Below are 17603 nucleotides of genomic sequence, written 5' to 3'. Positions count from 1 at the left end.
ATCTTTCCCAAAATCCTATCGCCGGGGGATTCCCTTGCGACAGGTAGGCGTGTCAGGCCGGGAGCACCGCCTCGACCTCCCGCAGGTGACGATCCTCCAGGCGCAGCTGGCGCTCGTGGAAGCGCCTGAGGTCGGCGCGGTGGCCGATGCTGACCAGGGTCACGCCGGGCAGCTGCTCCAGCAGGGTCTGGTAGAGCGCGGCTTCGTCGTTGTCGTCCAGCGCCGAGGTGGCCTCGTCGAGGAACAGCCAGGCCGGCGCGTAGAGCAGCGCGCGGGCGATGGCCAGGCGCTGCTGTTCGCCCGGCGAGAGCAGGCGCTGCCAGTGCTGGGCTTCGTCCAGGCGTTCGCCCAGGTGCTCCAGGCGGCACAGGCGCAGCACTTCGCGCAGGCGCTCGGGGCCGTGCCGGTCGGGCGCCTCGGGGTAGCTCAGGGCCGTGGCCAGGCTGCCGATCGGCAGGTAGGGCTTCTGCGGCAGGAACAGCGTGCGCGCCGCGGGCATCTGCACCTGCCCGGCGCCGTAGCGCCAGAGCCCGCTCATGGCGCGCAGCAGGGTGCTCTTGCCGGCGCCGGAGGGGCCGCTGATCAGCACGTGTTCGCCGGCCCGCAGGGTCAGGTCGGTAGGCTCCAGCAGCACGCTGCCGTCGCCCAGGCGCAGGCTCAGGTGCTTGAGCTGCAGGCCGTTGCCGGCGGCGTGCACGGCGATGCTCTCGTGCTCGCCGGCGACCTCGTCCATGGCGTTGCGGAAGCTCAGCAGACGGTCGCAGGTGGCGCGCCAGGTGGCCAGGCTGGAGTAGGCGTCGATGAACCAGCTCAGGCCGTCCTGGACGTTGCCGAAGGCGGAGTTGATCTGCATGAGCTCGCCGAGCTGGATCTTGCCGGCGAAGTAGCGCGGCGCGGCCACCACGATCGGGAAGATGATGGCGATCTGGGCGTAGCCGGAGCTGAAGAAGGTCAGGCGCTTCTGCACCTTCATCAGTTCCCAGAAATTGCCCCAGACGTTACGGAAGCGCGTCATCAGGCGTTCGTTCTCGCTGCCCTCGCCGTTGTACAGGGCGATGCTCTCGGCGTTCTCGCGGATGCGCACCAGGCCGAAGCGCAGGTCGGCCTCGTAGCGCTGCTGCTGGTTGTTCAGGCCGATCAGGCGGCGGGCGATCAGGTGCGTCAGCCAGCTGCCGACCAGGGCGTAGAGCAGCGCGGCCCAGAACATGTAGCCGGGAATGCTGATGCCGAACAGCTCGATGCTGCCGGACACGCCCCAGAGGATCACCGAGAAGGACACCAGGCTGACCAGGTTGCGAATCAGCCCCAGGCCCAGGCTCAGGGTGGTGTCGGTGAAGCTGTTGAGGTCCTCGGACAGGCGCTGGTCGGGGTTGTCGGTGTAGCCGCGCTGTTCCAGGCGGTAGTAGTTCTTGTCGGACAGCCAGGCGGCGAAGTGCTTCTCGGTGAGCCAGCGACGCCAGCGGATGGTCAGCATCTGCGTCAGGTACAGGCGGTACACGGCGACCAGGATGGCCACCGCGGCGATCCCGCAGAAGTACAGGATCAGCCGGATGAAGGCATCGAGGTCCTTGTTCTGCAGGGCGTTGTAGAAGTCGCGGTACCAGGTGTTGACCCACACCGAGACGCCCACGCCGACCAGCGACAGGGCGATCACCACGATCAGCAGCAGCCAGGCCGTGCCCTTCTCTTCGCTGCGCCAGTAGGGCGCCGTCAGTTTCCACACCTGGGAGAAGAAATGCCCGCGAACGGCATCGTTCGCGGCACGGTACTCGGCGCTTTCGGTCATTGATCAGGGCTCGGCACGGGCGGCACAAAAAAAAGAGCGCCCAGTCGGCGCTCCCTGTCTTAGAACCTGTCTACGATCTGCTGCGCGTCGGCATAACTGCGTTAAAAACAGGCGAGTGATGCTCATTTAGCGGACTGAACTCGAACGCGAGCCCGGTGCCTCCCTCGCCTGTTTTCGCCTTGTTCTGCGCTAGCTCGCGAGATCGTAGATACAGCTTCTTATGAATTCCTTAACGCCTTACAGGGCGCTTCTGCAGCTTACGCTGCAACGTCCGCCGATGCATCCCCAAGGCGCGGGCGGTAGCGGAAATGTTGCCGTCGTGCTCGGCCAGCACGCGCTGGATGTGCTCCCACTGCAGGCGGTCCACCGACATGGGGTTTTCCGGCACCAGGCTGTCCAGGTCGGCGTGCTGCGAGAGCAGTGCGGTCAGCACGTCGTCGGCGTCGGCCGGCTTGCACAGGTAGTTGGTGGCGCCGCGCTTGATGGCCTCCACCGCGGTGGCGATGCTGGAGTAGCCGGTGAGGATCACCACGCGCATCTCCGCGTCCAGCTCCAGCAGCTTGGGCAGCAGCACCAGGCCGGAGTCGCCGTCCATCTTCAGGTCGAGCACGGCGTAGTCGGGCAGGTCTTCCTTGGCCAGGGCCAGGCCTTCCTCGGCGGAGCCGGCGACCGATACGCGCAGGCCGCGGCGGCTCATGGCGCGCGCCATCACACGGGTGAAGGTGGCGTCGTCGTCCACCAGCAGCAGGTGGGGTTGCTCTTCGCCTTCGAACAGATTCTCTTCGCTCATGGGTACTTCCTCGCGCGTGGGTTCACACCACACCGTAGCTGCGCGGCAGGCGCAGCTCGGTAAGCGTGCCGCCGTCTTCGTGGTTGTACAACTTCACCGTGCCGCCGGCGCGGGTGACGCTGGCCTGGCTGAGGAACAGGCCGAGGCCGAAGCCCTTGCCCTTGGTGGTGAAGAAGGGTTTGCCGAGTTGCTCGGCGATCGCCAGGGGCACGCCGGGGCCGTGGTCGCGGATGCTCAGGCAGATGTCGGTGGCAGTCCAGTCGACGCAGATCTCCAGGTCGTCCGGGCAGGCATCGGCAGCATTGTTCAGCAGGTTCAGCAGGGCCTGGGTGAGGTCGGTGGGCGGCGTCAGCCGCGGGGCGCTGCCCGGGCCCAGGTTCAGGTAGCGGTAGGTGGCCTCCGGGCGCATCAGGTGCCAGCGGCGCAGCACCGCCTCCAGCCATTCGTTGACGCCCTGCTCCTGGATGGCCTGGCGGCGGTCGGCCTCGGCGGCGCGCACCAGTTGCTGCAGGGTGTCCTTGCACAGCTTGACCTGTTCCTGCAGCAGCGCCAGGTCTTCCTGCAGCAGCGGATCCTTCGGGTGCGCCTGGCGCAGCTCCTTGAGCAGCACGCTCATGGTCGCCAGCGGCGTGCCCAGCTCATGGGCGGCGCCGGCGGCCTGGGTGGCCACGGCGAGCAGTTGCTGGTCGCGCATGCCCTCCTCGCGGCGCTGCGCGACTATCTGTTCCTGGCGGCGCAGCGCCTGGGACATGCGCGCGACGAAGAAGGTGATCAGCCCGGCGGCCAGGGCGAAGCTCAGCCACATGCCGTAGATCAGCAGGTAGTCGCGCTGCGCCGGGGCGATGTTCAGCGGGTGGAACCACACCAGCAGCACCGTGTAAGCGGCCAGGGCCAGGCCGGCGAGGACGATGGTGTAGAGCCACGGCAGGGTCGCCGCGGCGATGGTCAGCGGCACCAGGTAATAGGAGACGAAGGGGTTGGACGAGCCGCCGGAGAAATACAGCAGGGCGCTGTGGATGATCAGGTCGCAGCCCAGCTGCACCGCGTATTCCACCTCGGTCACCGGCCAGGGCCCACGCAGGCGCAGGGCGGTGGCCAGGCACAGCACCAGGGACACGCCGAGGGTCACCCCCAGCGCCGCCCAGGGCAGCGGGATCAATTGGGCCTTGTAGGCGATGCCCACCGAACCGGCCTGGGCGGCCAGCACGAGAATACGGATGAGCGTCAGGTGCAGCAGGTTCTGCCGGCTGGCGGATAACTGGAAAACCGGTGTGCGCATGGTGAATTCCGGAATTTGCGCGAGTATAGCCAAGCCCCTTCCCCTCTCGGTGCGTCATAGCGACACAGCATACGAGATAAAGGCTATCGCGATTCAACCCCTTTGAACGCCGACCTGCGTCAATAGGTCTGACTGTCCATGTGCGGGGTCGTCTACCCTGCACCCGGGACTCATTACAGGACCAAGGAGTCGAACATGTCCGCATTGAAGAAAAGCCTCGCCGCCCTGGCCGCAGCCGTCGCCCTGGCCGCCACCAGCTTCGCCGCCCACGCCGACGAGCCGCGCTACAACCTGGTGTCGCTGCACGCCGAGGCCAGCCAGGAAGTGGCCCACGACCAGATGCACGTGACTCTCTTCAACGAAGCCCAGGCCAGCGACCCGGCCAAGCTCGCCGCCGAGACCACCGCCGCCCTCAACGCCGCGGTGACCGAGGCGCGCAAGGCCAAGGGCGTGACCGTCAGCCTGGGCAGCCGCAACAGCTACCCGGTGTACGACGACAAGGGCCAGAAGATCACCGCCTGGCGCGAGCGCGCCGAACTGCGCCTGGAAAGCTCGGACTTCGCCGCGCTGTCGCAGCTCACCGCCAGCCTGCTGGGCAAGCTGAAGATGGGCAACATGAGCTTCAGCATCGCCGACTCCACCCGCCAGCAGAACGAGGACAGCCTGATGAAGAACGCCGTGGCGGCGTTCAAGGCCCGCGCCCAGCTGCTGACCGACTCCCTCGGCGGCAAGGGCTACCGCCTGGTCAACCTGAACTTGAACAGCGCCGGCGCGCCGCGGCCGATGCCGGTGATGCGCATGGCGGCGATGAAGGCCGACGCCGGCTTCGCCGCGGCCCCGGAGATCGAGGCCGGCACCAGCCAGGTGACGGTGACCGCCGACGGCACCATCGAAGTGCAGATGCCCTGATGCGGGCCCGCCGCGGCGCCACCCGCCCGGGCGCCGCGGCGGGCTTCTTGCGTTATTGCGACATTCCCTTACGACTTCCCCACAGCTTCTACACTGTGGCGGGTGTGGCCCTTGCGCCCGGCATGTGCCCTGCATAGTTTCAGGCGACACGCCCCACAAGGACGTGCCTCGATGACAACCACAACAAACTGAGGTCAGCATGCGCAAGAATGCCGTCATCCGCTCCATGATCGCCGCTGGGTTGATCGCCAGCGCTCCCTTCGCCCACGCCGCCGGCAACCTGGTGTTCTGCTCCGAGGGCAGCCCGGCGGGCTTCGACCCCGGCCAGTACACCACCGGTACCGATTTCGACGCCGCCGCCGAGACGGTATTCAACCGCCTCACCCAGTTCGAGCGCGGCGGCACCCAGGTGATCCCCGGCCTGGCCGAGAAGTGGGACGTTTCCGATGACGGCAAGACCTACACCTTCCACCTGCGCCACGGCGTGAAGTTCCACACCACCGACTACTTCAAGCCCAGCCGCGAATTCAACGCCGACGACGTGCTGTTCACCTTCGAGCGCATGCTCGACAAGAACCACCCGTTCCGTAAGGCCTACCCCACCGAATTCCCCTACTTCACCGACATGGGCATGGACGCCAACATCGCCAAGGTGGAGAAGGTCGACGACTACACCGTCAGGTTCGTCCTCAACGAGGTCGACGCCGCGTTCATCCAGAACCTGGCCATGAGCTTCGCCTCCATCCAGTCCGCCGAATACGCCGACCAGTTGCTCAAGCAGAACCGCGCCAGCGACATCAACCAGAAGCCGATCGGCACCGGGCCCTTCGTGTTCAGCCGCTACCAGAAGGACGCGATGATCCGCTTCAAGGCCAACAAGGACTACTGGGTGCCCGGCGAGGTGAAGATCGACAACCTGATCTTCGCCATCAACACCGACGCCTCGGTGCGCATGCAGAAGCTCAAGGCCAACGAGTGCCAGATCACCCTGTTCCCGCGCCCGGCGGACCTGGAGTCGCTGAAGAAGGACGCCAACCTGAACATGCCTTCGCAGCCGGGCTTCAACCTCGGCTACATCGCCTACAACGTGCTGCACAAGCCGCTGGACAAGCTGGAAGTGCGCGAGGCGCTGGACATGGCGGTGAACAAGAAGGCCATCATCGACGCCGTCTACCAGGGCGCCGGCCAGCTCGCCGTGAACGGCATGCCGCCGACCCAGTGGTCCTACGACGACAGCATCAAGGACGCCGGCTACGACCCGGAGAAGGCCAAGGAACTGCTGAAGAAAGCCGGCGTGCCCGAAGGTACCGAGATCACCCTGTGGGCCATGCCCGTGCAGCGCCCGTACAACCCCAACGCCAAGTTGATGGCCGAGATGCTCCAGGCCGACTGGGCGAAGGTCGGCATCAAGGCGAAGATCGTCACCTACGAATGGGGCGAGTACATCAAGCGCGCCAAGGCCGGCGAGCACGACGCCATGCTGATCGGCTGGAGCGGCGACAACGGCGACCCGGACAACTGGCTGGGCACCCTGTACAGCTGCGACGCGGTCAACGGCAACAACTTCTCCAAGTGGTGCGACCAGCCCTACGACAAGCTGATCAAGGAAGCCAAGCGCACCCCCGACCAGGCCAAGCGCACCGAACTGTACAAGCAGGCCCAGCACATCCTCAAGGAACAGGTGCCGATCACCCCGATCGCCCACTCCACCGTGTACCAGCCGATGCGCAAGACGGTCGAGGACTTCAAGATCAGCCCCTTCGCGCTCAACTCCTTCTACGGCGTGGGCGTCGGCAAGTAAGGCCCGCGGCCGCCGCGAGGCGGCCGTCACGCCATGCTGCGCTGGCCACAGCCGCTTGCCGATAGACGACCGGGCCGCCCCACGTGGGCGGCCCTGGCGTTGCTGCTCGCCGCCGCGCCGGCCCTGGCCCGGCCCCTGGTGGTGTGCACCGAGGGCAGCCCGGAAGGCTTCGACATCACCCAGTACACCGCCGCCACCACCGCCGACGCCACGGCGGAGACGGTGTACGAACGCCTGGTGCAGTTCGCCCCCGGCAGCACGAAGGTGATCCCCGCGCTGGCGCAGAGCTGGGACATCAGCGCCGACGGCCTGGCCTACACCTTCCACCTGCGCCCGGGCGTGAAGTTCCAGCGCACCGACTACTTCACCCCCACCCGCACCTTCAACGCCGACGACGTGCTCTGGAGCTTCCAGCGCCAGCTCGACCCGGCGCACCCATGGAACAAGCTGGCCCCGCGCGGCTTCCCCTATGCCCAGTCGATGGGCCTGCCGGGGTTGATCGAGCGCGTCGAGAAAGTCGACGACCTGACCGTGCGCTTCACCCTGCGCCATCCCGAGGCACCCTTCCTCGCCGACCTGGCCATGGGCTTCGCCTCCATCTATTCAGCCGAATACGCCGACCTGCTGCTGGCGGCCGGCAAGCCCGAGCAACTGAACAACCTGCCCCTGGGCACCGGCCCCTTCGTCTTCCAGCGCTACCAGAAGGACGCCCAGGTGCGCTTCGCCGCCAACCCCGACTACTGGGGCGGCACGCCGAAGATCGAGCGCCTGCTGCTGGCGATCACCCCCGACCCCAGCGTGCGCCTCCAGAAACTGCGCGCCGGCGATTGCCAGGTGGCGGTGTACCCGCGGCCCACGGACATCCCCGAACTGCGCAGGGACCCGCGCCTGAAGGTGGAGGAACTGGACTCCCTGCTGGTCGCCTACGTCGCCATCAACACCCGGCACAAGCCGCTGGACGACGTGCGCGTGCGCCAGGCCATCAACCTCGCCTTCGACCGCGACGCCTACCGCAAGGCGCAGTTCGGCGAGGGCGGCGCCAGCCCCGCGGTGGCGCCCTACCCGCCGACGCTGTGGGGTTCGGACGCGGACCTGAAGGGCTGGCCGCGCGACCTCGAACGGGCCCGCCAACTGCTGGCCGAAGCCGGCGTGCAGCCCGGGCAGAAGCTCAGCATCTGGACCCGCCCCGGCGGCGGCCCGACCAACCCCAACCCCGGCATAGGCGCGCAGATGCTGCAGAACGACCTGGGCAAGCTGGGCATCCGCGCCGACATCCGCGTCTACGAATGGGGCGAGCTGATCCGCCGCGCCAAGCACGGCGAGCACGACCTGGTGTTCATGGGCTGGGTGGGCGACAACGGCGACCCGGACAACTTCCTCACCCCCAACCTGTCCTGCGCCGCCGCGCAGAGCGGCGAGAACATGGCCGGCTGGTGCAACGCCCAGTTCGACGACCTGCTGCGCCAGGCCCGCGCCAGCACAGACCAGGACGCCCGCGCCGCGCTGTACCGCCAGGCCCTGGCGATCTTCCAGCGCGAAGCGCCCTGGATAGCCCTGGCCTACCCGAAGCAGTTCGTGGTGCTGAGCCCCAGGGTGAAAGGCTTCACCCTGAGCCCGCTGGGCTCGAACAACTTCACCCACGTCGAACTGGGGCCCTGAGCCCGTATTTCCCGCCCCTGTAGGAGCGAGCTTGCTCGCGAACCGCATGGCACCGCCTTTGTTCGCGAGCAAGCTCGCTCCTACGAGAAGCCGTACCCACCGGCTAAGGAGCGGACCTTGTCCGCTATAGCCGAAACCACCGGCGCGGTTCGCGGATGAGATCCGCTTACGCTGCCCCACCCACGCCGTTCCCATGTAGGAGCGCGCCCTGCGCGCGAAATCGCGGGCAGGGCCCGCTCCTACAGGTGGGCGCCAAGATTCCCACTACGCCGCCTCCCAAAAACGCCGCGAAGCCTCTATTCCGGGCATCGGCGAGAAGCGGCGTAGTGAAGCACCAGGCATTTTTTCATTGTCGCGGCCGCCAGGCATGGCTTAGCTTCCCCCCCTGAAGGTCCGGCAGCCCCGGCCCCCACACCTTCCACGGCACGGCGTACCCGCCGCTGCCGCCCCTGCGCCCGCCTCATCCGCTGCGGGCAGCCACGAGCCAGGCCCGACCGGCCAGGCTCTTCCAACAATCATCCCACCGCACTCGCTTCCCGCCTTGCAGCCGGCCACCGGCCGTTCCCGGCGCGCGCCCAGGTGCCCGCCGTTGCGCACAGCACTAGAAACGAGGAGCAATCAGATGACCAATCCACACATCCGCCCCACCACCATCGGCCTGGCGCTGCTCGCCGGCGTCACCGGCCAGGCCTGGGCGGCCGAAGAGGACGACAGGCAGCGGGGGCAGGCCGCCGCCAAGGGCTTCATCGAAGGCCAGAGCCTGACCCTGAGCACCCGCAACTTCGCCTCCCGTGAGCAGAAGCACGGCCGCTTCATCTTCAAGATCCCCAAGGACGACGGCTACGAGCCCACCCACAGCCGGCGCACCTGGGTGCAGGGCAGCATCCTGCAGTACAGCTCCGGCTACACCCGGGGCACCGTCGGCTTCGGCCTCGACGTCGGCGCCTTCCATGCCCTCAACCTGGAGCGCGGCAAGGGCGTCGTCGCCGGCGGCAGCAACCGCACCCTGACCGACAGCGACGGTCGGCCGCTGGACGAGTGGTCCAAGCTGGGCGTGGCCAACCTGCGCCTGCGGCTGTCCAACAGCGAACTGCGCGCCGGCCGCTTCCAGGTCGAGACGCCGGTGCTAGCCACCATCGACAACCGCGCCCTGCCCTCCACCTTCCGCGGCGTCGGCCTGACCAGCAGCGAACTCACCGGGCTCAGGCTGCAGGCCGGCAGCTTCGATCGCGTCAGCCCGCGCACCGGGGCCGGCGACGAGAAACTCACCACCACCTACGGTGACCGCAAGGCCAAGGGCGACCGCTACAGCTACCTCGGCGGGACCTACCGCGCGACGCCCAACCTCAGCCTCAGCGCCTACGGCGGCGAGTTCGAGGACATCTGGCGGCAGTACTACCTGGGCTTCTCCCACGACCTCGGCGACCCCGACGTGCTGGCCCTGCACACCCGCTTCGACGGCTACAGCACCCGCGATGCCGGCAGCCGCAAGGCCGGCTACATCGACAACGATACCTGGAGCCTGGCCTTCACCCTCGCCCGCGGCGCCCATAGCCTGATGGCGGGCTGGCAGCAGGTCGATGGCGACGAGTACTTCGACTACGTCAACGAGACCGCGGCCATCTACCTGGTCAACTACCTGCAATCCGACTACAACGGCCCCAACGAGAAGTCCGCCCAGCTGGCCTACGGCACCGACTGGGCCCGCTACGGCATACCGGGGCTGAGCAGCACGTTGTGGTACGCCAAGGGCTGGGGCATCGACGGCACCCGCTACGATGGCGACCGCAACGGCGCCCACGGCAGCTACGCCGAGGTGCGCAAGCAGGATGGCGAAAGGCATCGCGAACTGGGCATGACGCTCGCCTACAAGATCCAGGACGGCCCGCTCAAGAGCAGCAGCATCAAGCTGACCTACCGGCGCCACCGGGCCAGCCAGAACCAGGCCGACGGCAGCATCGACGACGTGCGCCTGATCACCACCCTGCCCTTCAACCTGCTGTAGTCCCCACCCCGGCGCCGCCCCGCCAGAGGCGGCGCCGGGCAGGTACGCGCCCTCCATCGCCCCCGCGCCTACCTTCGACGAGTACCCCGTCGCCCGAATGCAATCCCCTGAATATTCGGAATTTTCCGTTTTTCGCAGCGCGGCCGAATCCGCCTTGATCGCCCTTCCCGCCCCCACTTAGCTTCGGCCCCTCACAGGGGCCGGGGCGTCCATCAGGCACACCCCGGACGCCGGTACCGTCATCGGCATAGCCCCTCCAACAAGAAAAACAAGAAGGGAGCAACAGCCAATGATCCAGCAGCACATCCGCCCCACGGCCCTGGGCCTGTCCCTCGGCGCCTGCCTGTTCAGCCAGGCCTGGGCCGCCGAGGACGAGCGCCGCGAGGCCCGCGGCCAGGCCGGTGCCAAAGGTTTCGTCGAAGGCCAGAGCCTCAGCCTGCGCACCCGCAACTTCGCCGCCCTGGAGCAGGCCCAGGACAGCAACGGCTTCCGCATCCCCAAGGAGGGCGGCTCGGAGTTCACCCACAACCGCCGCACCTGGGTGCAGGGCACCCTGCTCAAGTACAGCTCCGGCTACACCCAGGGCACCGTCGGCTTCGGCCTGGACGTGGCCGGCTACCACGCCCTCAGCCTGGAGCGCGGCAAGGGCGTGATCGCCGGTGGCGGCGGCAACCGCACCCTGACCGACAGCGACGGCAACGCGGTGGACGAATGGTCCAAGCTGGGTATCGCCAACCTGCGCCTGCGCGTCTCCGGCACCGAACTCAGGGGAGGCCGCTTCCAGGTCGACACGCCGGTGTTCAACAGCCACGACAACCGCGTCCTGCCCGCCAGCTTCGACGGCTTCGCCCTGCTCAGCGAGGAACTGCCGGGCCTGGCGCTGCAGGCCGGCAGCTTCACCCGCGCCAGCCCCCGCGCCGGCGCCGGCGAGGAGGACCTGACCACCGAATACGGCACCCGCCTGGCCAAGGGCGACCGCTACAGTTACCTCGGCGGCAGCTACAAGGCCCCCGGCGGCCTGTCGGCAACCCTCTACGGCGGGTATTTCGAGGACGTCTGGAACCAGTACTACCTGGGCCTGGGCCACAGCATGGGCGACCCGCAGAAGCTCGCCCTGCGGACCCGCGCCAACCTCTACAGCACCCGCGACACCGGCCGCCGCGCCGCCGGCTACATCGACAACGACACCTGGAGCCTGGACTTCACCCTCAGCCGCGGCGCCCATTCGCTGATGTTCGGCTGGCAGCAGGTCGAAGGCGACGAATACTTCGACTACGTGCACGAGACCAAGGCCATCCACCTGAGCAACGTGGCCTTCGCCGACTACAACGGGCCCAACGAGAAATCCGCGCAGCTGCGCTACAACACCGACTGGGCGGCCTACGGCGTGCCGGGGCTGAGCACCTCGGTGTGGTACGTCAAGGGCTGGGACATCGACGGCACGGGCTACACCGGCGACCGCAACGGCGCCTACGGCAACTACGCGAAGGGCCGCGAGCAGGACGGCGAGAAACACCGCGAACTGGGCCTGTCGGCCGCCTACGTGGTGCAGAACGGGGCGCTCAGGCGCAGCCACTTCCGCCTCATGTACGTCAGCCACCGCGCCAGCCAGAAGCAGGGCAACGGCAGCGTCGACGAGCTGCGGCTGGTCAGCACCTTTCCCTTCGAGTTGCTCTAGCCACCGTGCAACATTGCAGGCTGTACCGAGGTGCTCGCGCCTACGAAAAGCTGTGATCGCCTGCAACGTAGGAGAGGACCTTGTCCGCGATAGCCGGACGTCCCGGCGCGGTTCGCGGATGAGATCCGCTCCTACGCTGCCCCACCCGCGCCATTCCCTTGTAGGAGCGCGCCCTGCGCGCGAATCGCAGGCAGGGCCTGCTCCTACAGGTCACCGGGCAGCGCGGCATTTCTCCCGTAGGAGCGGACCTTGTCCGCGATAGCCGAACGCCCCGGCGCGATCACGGATGAAATCCTGCGCCGCCATCCCCCTGTAGGAGCGCGCCCTGCGCGCGAATCGCAGGCAGGGCCCGCTCCTACAATGCCCCCCGGTGCGGTAGGCCCTACCCCGCCAGACCGAACGGATCGTCGATGGAATGGCTCGGCCGGGTGAACCAGCGCGGGCCTTCGGCGCTCATGTAGAAGTGGTCTTCCAGGCGGATGCCGAACTCGCCGGGCACGCAGATCATCGGTTCGTTGCTGAAGCACATGCCGGCCTCCAGCGGGGTTTCGTCGCCGCGCACCAGGTAGGGGCCTTCGTGTATGTCGAGGCCGATGCCGTGGCCGGTGCGGTGCGGCAGGCCGGGCAAGGCGTAGTCCGGGCCCAGGCCGCCGGCCTCCAGGCAGCGCCGCGCAGCGGCGTCCACCGCCTGGCAGGGCGCACCCGGCACGGCGGCGGCGAAGGCGGCCAGTTGCGCGGCCTTCTCCAGGTTCCACAGGCTGCGCTGGCGCTCGCTGGGCGTGCCGAATACGTAGCTGCGGGTGATGTCCGAGTTGTAGCCGTGCAACTGGCAGCCGGTGTCGATCAGCACCATGTCGCCTTCGCGCAGCGGGCGCGGCTCGCGCACGCCGTGGGGGAAGGCGCTGTCCTCGCCGAACAGCACGATGCAGAAGGTCGAGCCGGGCGCGCCGACGCGGCGGTGCGCGGCTTCGATGAAGCGCACCACCTCGGTGGTGGTGATGCCTTCGCGGAGGATGCTGGCGGTGGCCTTGTGCACTTCCAGGGTCATGTCCTTGGCGCGCTGCATCAGCGCCAGCTCGGCGGCCGACTTGCGCTGCCGTCCATGGTCGACGACGGCGCTCGCATCCACCAGGCGCAGCGAGCCGACGACTTCGCGCAGGCGCTCGACCATGCCGAACGGCAGGCTCGGGCACAGGCCGAGGCGGGCGTTGGCCGGCACGCCCAGTTCCACCAGCATGTCCAGCAGCAGGCGGTAGGGGCTCTGGTGTTCCTGCCAGGTGCGGATCGCCCCGGGCAGCACCTGGAAGTCGCGCACCGTGCCCTCCTCGAAGGCCGGGGCGAGGTACTGCGGCTCGCCCTCGGCGGGCACCAGCAGGCCGACCAGGCGTTCGCTGGGGTTCCATTTCACCCCGCTGAAATAGCGCAGGTAGCTGCCGGCATCGACGAATGCCGCGGCCATGCCCTGCTCGCGCAGGCGCGCCTGCAGGCCGGCCACGCGGGCCCGGTATTCGTCCAGCCCGATCGGCCCGACGCCACCGCTCATATCGTGCAGCCCCGCCAGAGCCTGCTCGGGACTACTGCCCCCAACGCCCAACGTCATCGCCAACTCCCATCCTGAAAATTCCGGCGAAATTTAAGCACTACTTAAAATCATTGCCAAACGAATTTTAAGCACCACTTAAAATCACAGCAAAAGCCCTCTTCGCAAGCCAACCTTTCCGGCCCTCCTCCTCCGCCTTCCTTCGCCGGTATACTGCCGGCATCCTCCAAGAGCCCAGCCAATGACCGTCGATCGAATCGGAGAGCGCCTGCGTCGCTATCGGCGCGCCGCGAAGAAGACCCTCAACCAGGTGGCCAGCGAATCCGGCCTCACCGCCAGCTTCCTGTCCCAGGCCGAACGCAACCTCACCGGGGTTTCCATCTCGTCCCTGGCCAGCATCGCCAAGTCCCTGGGGGTGCCGCTCAACGAACTGTTCGACCAGCCGCAGCAACCGCAGCCGGACACCCACCAGGGCGAGCGCGTGCGCTATGCCATCGAGGGCCAGCCGCTGGGCTACGAGCGCCTGTCCAGTTCCTTCCCCGGCAACCAGCTCAACGCGGTGAAGATGAACATGCCGGTCGGCTACCAGTCCGAGCTGATTGCCCACGAGGGCGCGGAATTCGCCTACGTGCTCAGCGGCAGCATCGTCTACACCATCGACGGCCGCAGCTACCCCCTGGGCCCCGGCGACTCGGTGCACTTCGACGCCGGCAAGCCCCACTGCCTGCGCAATGCCGGTGGGGAAACCGCCGAGGTGCTGACCGTCACCACCATGCCGCTGTTCGGCGAGCATCCGGGTACCTGAGACATTCCCTAGGTATTAGGACTCTTCTGATTTTTGCAGTAGCACTGAATTTAAGTTGACCTTAATTTCAGCCTGACTTAACTTCGCGTTCGACGTTCGCCGGCTACCCCGGCGGCATCCGACCATCGCCCACGGGGGAGCGGTGGCGCCCGAGCCGGCACAGGCCCATCAGGCCCGCGCCCGGCTCCCTCAGAAAAAGAACAACGAGGTTAGGCATGCGTATGAAGCGTCGTAACTCCATGCATTCACTGGTCGCCGGCGGCCTGCTGCTGGCCAGCTCGGCGAGCTTCGCCGGCAACACCCTGGTGTACTGCTCCGAAGGCAGCCCGGCCGGCTTCGACCCGGGCCAGTACACCACCGGCACCGACTACGACGCCACGTCGGAAACCCTGTTCAACCGCCTGGTGCAGTTCGAGCGCGGCGGCACCGAGGCCGTGCCGGCCCTGGCCGAAAGCTGGGAGACCAGCGCCGACGGCAAGGCCTGGACCTTCCACCTGCGCCACGGCGTGAAGTTCCACACCACCGACTACTTCAAGCCCAGCCGCGAATTCAACGCCGACGACGTGGTCTTCACCTTCGAGCGCATGCTCGACAAGGACCAGCCGTTCCGCAAGGCCTACCCCACCGAGTTCCCCTACTTCACCGACATGGGCCTGGACCGCAACATCGCCAGGGTGGAGAAGCTCGACGACTACAGTGTCCGCTTCGTCCTCAACGAGGTCGACGCCGCCTTCATCCAGAACCTGGCCATGAGCTTCGCGGCCATCCAGTCCGCCGAATACGCCGGCCAGTTGCTCGCCCGGGGCAAGGCCAGCGAGATCAACCAGAAGCCCATCGGCACCGGGCCCTTCGTGCTCAGCCGCTACCAGAAGGACGCGCTGATCCGCTTCAAGGGCAACAAGGACTACTGGAAGCCCGAGGACGTGCGCCTGGACAACCTGATCTTCGCCATCAACACCGACGCCTCGGTGCGCATGCAGAAGCTCAAGGCCGGCGAATGCCAGATCAGCCTCAACCCGCGCCCGGCGGACCTGGCCTCGCTGAAGCAGGACGCAAACCTGAACATGCCCTCGCAGCCGGGCTTCAACCTCGGCTACATCGCCTACAACGTCACCCACAAGCCGCTGGACCGCGTCGAGGTGCGCCAGGCGCTGGACATGGCGGTGAACAAGCCGGCGATCATCGACGCCATCTACCAGGGCGCCGGCCAGTTGGCGGTGAACGCCATGCCGCCGACGCAGTGGTCCTATGACGAATCCATCAAGGGCCAGGCCTACGATCCGGCGAAGGCCCGGGAACTGCTGAAGCAGGCCGGCATCGCCGAAGGCACCGAGATCACCCTCTGGGCCATGCCGGTGCAGCGCCCGTACAACCCCAATGCCAAGCTGATGGCCGAGATGATCCAGGCCGACTGGGCCAAGGTCGGCATCAAGGCCAGGATCGTCAGCTACGAGTGGGGCGAGTACATCAAGCGCGCCCACGCCGGCGAGCACGACGCCGCCCTGTTCGGCTGGACCGGCGACAACGGCGACCCGGACAACTGGCTCGGCACCCTCTACGGCTGCGACGCGGTCAACGGCAACAACATCTCCAAGCGGTGCGACACGGCCTACGACAAGCTGGTCAAGCAGGCCAAGGCCACCACCGACCACGCCCAGCGCGTCGCCCTCTACCAGCAGGCCCAGCAGTTGCTCGCCCAGCAGCTGCCCATCAGCCCCATCGCCCACTCCACGGTGTACCAGCCCATGCGCAAGTCGGTGCAGGGCTTCCTCATCAGCCCCTTCGGGCGCAACACCTTCTACGGCGTGAGCAACCAGCCCTAGCCGAGGCTTTCGGCCCGCCGACCCGGCGCAGACCGGGCGGCCCTTCGTTTCGCCACTGCCCCACACCCCGCGCGCCCGCCCAGGCAGGCGCGGCGGGATGCGTTTGCCGTCTCGAACAACAACGAAGAAGAAAAAGGAGCAATCCATGCAGTGTCCCTACCTCAAACCCGCTGTACTGGGCCTGGCGATCGGCGCCGGGCTGCTCGGCCAGGCCCAGGCCGCCGAGGATGATGCGAACAAGGGCCAGGCCGGCGCCAGCGGCTTCATCGAGGGCCAGAAACTGACCCTGAGCACGCGCAACTTCTTTTCCCGCGAGCAGATGCACGACAGCTTCGGCTTCCGCATTCCCAAGGAAGGCGGCTCGGAATTCACCCACAGCCGCCGCGCCTGGGTGCAGGGCACCATCCTCCAGTACAGCTCCGGCTACACCCAGGGCACCGTCGGCTTCGGCCTCGACGTGGCCGGCTTCAACGCCATCAACCTGGAGCGCGGCAAGGGCGTGATCGGCGGCGGCGGCAACCGCACCCTGGCCCACAGCGACGGCGAGGCGGTGGACGAATGGTCGAAGCTGGGTATCGCCAACCTGCGCCTGCGCGTCTCCAACACCGAACTCAAGGCCGGGCGCTTCCAGGTGGAGACGCCGGTGTTCAACAGCATCGACAACCGCGCCCTGCCGTCGAGCTTCAACGGCGTCGGCCTGCTCAGCGAGGAGCTGGCCGGCCTCTCGCTGCAGGCCGGCAGCTTCACCCGCGCCAGCCCGCGCACCGGGGCGGGCGACGAGGACTTCACCACCGAGTACGGAACGCGCCAGGTCAAGGGCGACCGCTACAGCTACCTCGGCGGCACCTACAAGGTCGCCGATAACCTCTCGGTGAGCGCCTACGGCGGGCATTTCGAGGACGTCTGGAACCAGTACTACCTCGGCTTCTCCCACGACCTGGGCGATGCGCAGAGCCTGGCCCTGAACACCAGTTTCAACCTCTACAGCACCCGCGACACCGGCAACCGCGAGGCCGGCTACATCGACAACGACACCTGGAGCCTGGCCTTCACCCTCAGCCATGGCGCCCACAGCCTGATGCTCGGCTGGCAGCAGGTGGACGGCAACGAGTACTTCGACTACGTGCACGAGACCTCGGCCATCTACCTGGCCAACTCGCTGCTGTCGGACTACAACGGTCCCAACGAAAAGTCCGTGCAGCTGCGCTACGGCACCGACTTCGCGCCCTACGGCGTGCCCGGCCTGAGCACCGCGGTGTGGTACGCCAAGGGCTGGGACATCGACGGCACCCACTACGACGGCGATCGCAACGGCGCCTACGGCAACTACGCCGAGGTCCGCGGCCAGGACGGCGAGAAGCACCACGAACTGGGCCTGATGGGCACCTACGTGGTCCAGGACGGCCCGCTCAAGCGCAGCAAGTTCCGCCTGATGTACATGAAGCACCTGGCCAGCCAGAACCAGGTCGACGGCAGCGTCGACGAGGTCCGCCTGGTCAGCACCTTCCCCTTCGACCTGCTGTAGGAG

The 17603-nt window shown here is 67.4% G+C and carries 12 protein-coding genes; 8 read left to right on the top strand and 4 right to left on the bottom strand.

Translation table 11 applies throughout. The annotated features are described in order from the left end of the window. Window positions 1-52 precede the first annotated feature (52 nt). From ACTWJ5_RS05625 to ACTWJ5_RS05615, 3 genes are all read right to left on the bottom strand, one after another. Window positions 53-1786 (bottom strand): ABC transporter ATP-binding protein/permease, encoded by a 1734-nt coding sequence (locus tag ACTWJ5_RS05625; RefSeq protein ID WP_074977624.1) that lies wholly within the window; start codon window positions 1784-1786, stop codon window positions 53-55. Between the two features lie 229 nt (window positions 1787-2015). Beyond that, complete coding sequence (locus ACTWJ5_RS05620; RefSeq protein WP_009617747.1) at window positions 2016-2576, bottom strand: response regulator transcription factor; 561 nt, start codon at window positions 2574-2576, stop codon at window positions 2016-2018. Window positions 2577-2598: 22 nt separating this feature from the next. After that, a complete protein-coding gene (locus ACTWJ5_RS05615) occupies window positions 2599-3855 on the bottom strand; it encodes an ATP-binding protein (RefSeq protein WP_009617745.1) in 1257 nt (418 codons plus the stop codon). A 195-nt stretch (window positions 3856-4050) separates the two neighbouring features. Between ACTWJ5_RS05615 and ACTWJ5_RS05610 the strand changes: the two genes are divergently transcribed. The 5 genes from ACTWJ5_RS05610 (at window position 4051) to ACTWJ5_RS05590 (ending at window position 11907) form a co-directional block, all read left to right on the top strand. Then, window positions 4051-4764, top strand: coding sequence for an SIMPL domain-containing protein (locus ACTWJ5_RS05610; RefSeq protein WP_064582061.1), 714 nt, complete (start codon window positions 4051-4053; stop codon window positions 4762-4764). A 199-nt stretch (window positions 4765-4963) separates the two neighbouring features. Next, window positions 4964-6565 carry an ABC transporter substrate-binding protein gene (locus ACTWJ5_RS05605; protein ID WP_074977622.1) on the top strand — a complete coding sequence of 534 codons (1602 nt, stop codon included), beginning with the start codon at window positions 4964-4966 and terminating at the stop codon, window positions 6563-6565. Window positions 6566-6598: 33 nt separating this feature from the next. After that, entirely contained in the window at window positions 6599-8224 is a 1626-nt protein-coding gene (locus tag ACTWJ5_RS05600) for an ABC transporter substrate-binding protein (protein ID WP_444437714.1), read from the top strand. 622 nt (window positions 8225-8846) lie between these two features. Beyond that, entirely contained in the window at window positions 8847-10229 is a 1383-nt protein-coding gene (locus ACTWJ5_RS05595) for an OprD family porin (RefSeq protein WP_249917769.1), read from the top strand. Window positions 10230-10518: 289 nt separating this feature from the next. After that, entirely contained in the window at window positions 10519-11907 is a 1389-nt protein-coding gene (locus ACTWJ5_RS05590; protein ID WP_444437712.1) for an OprD family outer membrane porin, read from the top strand. 382 nt (window positions 11908-12289) lie between these two features. Here ACTWJ5_RS05590 and ACTWJ5_RS05585 read toward each other — a convergent pair whose 3' ends face one another. Further along, a complete protein-coding gene (locus ACTWJ5_RS05585) occupies window positions 12290-13507 on the bottom strand; it encodes a M24 family metallopeptidase (RefSeq protein WP_074977613.1) in 1218 nt (405 codons plus the stop codon). Window positions 13508-13688: 181 nt separating this feature from the next. Here ACTWJ5_RS05585 and ACTWJ5_RS05580 point away from each other — a divergent pair, with 181 nt between their 5' ends. The 3 genes from ACTWJ5_RS05580 to ACTWJ5_RS05570 all read left to right on the top strand — a co-directional run bounded on the left by ACTWJ5_RS05580 (window position 13689) and on the right by ACTWJ5_RS05570 (window position 17600). Beyond that, window positions 13689-14252, top strand: a complete 564-nt coding sequence (locus tag ACTWJ5_RS05580) for a helix-turn-helix domain-containing protein (RefSeq protein ID WP_253391811.1) — start codon at window positions 13689-13691, stop codon at window positions 14250-14252. Between the two features lie 221 nt (window positions 14253-14473). After that, complete coding sequence (locus ACTWJ5_RS05575) at window positions 14474-16075, top strand: ABC transporter substrate-binding protein (protein ID WP_444439537.1); 1602 nt, start codon at window positions 14474-14476, stop codon at window positions 16073-16075. Window positions 16076-16220: 145 nt separating this feature from the next. Continuing rightward, on the top strand, window positions 16221-17600 hold the full coding sequence (locus ACTWJ5_RS05570) for an OprD family porin (RefSeq protein WP_043272324.1): 1380 nt from the start codon (window positions 16221-16223) through the stop codon (window positions 17598-17600). The last annotated feature ends 3 nt before the right edge of the window (window positions 17601-17603 follow it).

Origin of the sequence: Pseudomonas sp. A6 (assembly GCF_052367875.1) — a bacterium.
Lineage (GTDB): Bacteria > Pseudomonadota > Gammaproteobacteria > Pseudomonadales > Pseudomonadaceae > Pseudomonas > Pseudomonas citronellolis.
This window is presented reverse-complemented; position numbering and strand designations above follow the sequence as displayed.